General features: G+C 58.3%; 1 rRNA gene. It reads left to right on the plus strand.

Annotated elements, in window-relative coordinates:
• The first annotated feature begins 120 nt into the window (after window positions 1-120).
• Window positions 121-1,642, plus strand: a 16S ribosomal RNA gene (locus J5O08_RS20560).
• Window positions 1,643-1,656 lie beyond the last annotated feature (14 nt).

Below are 1,656 nucleotides of genomic sequence, written 5' to 3' on the forward strand. Positions count from 1 at the left end.
CCGACCCCGTCGGGTGGCTTCTTTAGCAGCCGAATTGACTGATCCTCGCTCGCCAGCGGGTGGGGGTCGTTTCGTGTGTCGGTGGATCGCCGCTTTCGGGTGGTGGTTGCCAATGAGACATCTACGGAGAGTTTGATTCTGGCTCAGGACGAACGCTGGCGGCGTGCTTAACACATGCAAGTCGAACGGTGAAGCCCAGCTTGCTGGGTGGATCAGTGGCGAACGGGTGAGTAACACGTGAGTAACCTGCCCCTGACTCTGGGATAAGCCTTGGAAACGAGGTCTAATACCGGATACGTGACGCTCAGGCATCTGATGCGTCTGGAAAGATTTATCGGTCAGGGATGGACTCGCGGCCTATCAGCTTGTTGGTGGGGTAACGGCCTACCAAGGCGACGACGGGTAGCCGGCCTGAGAGGGCGACCGGCCACACTGGGACTGAGACACGGCCCAGACTCCTACGGGAGGCAGCAGTGGGGAATATTGCACAATGGGCGCAAGCCTGATGCAGCGACGCCGCGTGAGGGATGAAGGCCTTCGGGTTGTAAACCTCTTTCAGCAGGGAAGAAGCGCAAGTGACGGTACCTGCAGAAGAAGCGCCGGCTAACTACGTGCCAGCAGCCGCGGTAATACGTAGGGCGCAAGCGTTGTCCGGAATTATTGGGCGTAAAGAGCTCGTAGGCGGTTTGTCGCGTCTGCTGTGAAAACTCGAGGCTCAACCTCGGGCTTGCAGTGGGTACGGGCAGACTAGAGTGCGGTAGGGGAGACTGGAATTCCTGGTGTAGCGGTGGAATGCGCAGATATCAGGAGGAACACCGATGGCGAAGGCAGGTCTCTGGGCCGCAACTGACGCTGAGGAGCGAAAGCATGGGGAGCGAACAGGATTAGATACCCTGGTAGTCCATGCCGTAAACGTTGGGCACTAGGTGTGGGGCTCATTCCACGAGTTCCGTGCCGCAGCAAACGCATTAAGTGCCCCGCCTGGGGAGTACGGCCGCAAGGCTAAAACTCAAAGAAATTGACGGGGGCCCGCACAAGCGGCGGAGCATGCGGATTAATTCGATGCAACGCGAAGAACCTTACCAAGGCTTGACATACACCGGAAACTTCCAGAGATGGTTGCCCCGCAAGGTCGGTGTACAGGTGGTGCATGGTTGTCGTCAGCTCGTGTCGTGAGATGTTGGGTTAAGTCCCGCAACGAGCGCAACCCTCGTCCTATGTTGCCAGCGGGTCATGCCGGGGACTCATAGGAGACTGCCGGGGTCAACTCGGAGGAAGGTGGGGATGACGTCAAATCATCATGCCCCTTATGTCTTGGGCTTCACGCATGCTACAATGGCCGGTACAAAGGGCTGCGATACCGCGAGGTGGAGCGAATCCCAAAAAGCCGGTCTCAGTTCGGATTGGGGTCTGCAACTCGACCCCATGAAGTCGGAGTCGCTAGTAATCGCAGATCAGCAACGCTGCGGTGAATACGTTCCCGGGCCTTGTACACACCGCCCGTCAAGTCACGAAAGTCGGTAACACCCGAAGCCGGTGGCCCAACTGTTCGCAGGGGGAGCCGTCGAAGGTGGGACTGGCGATTGGGACTAAGTCGTAACAAGGTAGCCGTACCGGAAGGTGCGGCTGGATCACCTCCTTTCTAAGGAGCTTCTG

Source organism: Cellulomonas sp. PS-H5 (assembly GCF_019265565.1).
In the GTDB taxonomy this organism is placed as follows: Bacteria; Actinomycetota; Actinomycetes; order Actinomycetales; family Cellulomonadaceae; genus Cellulomonas.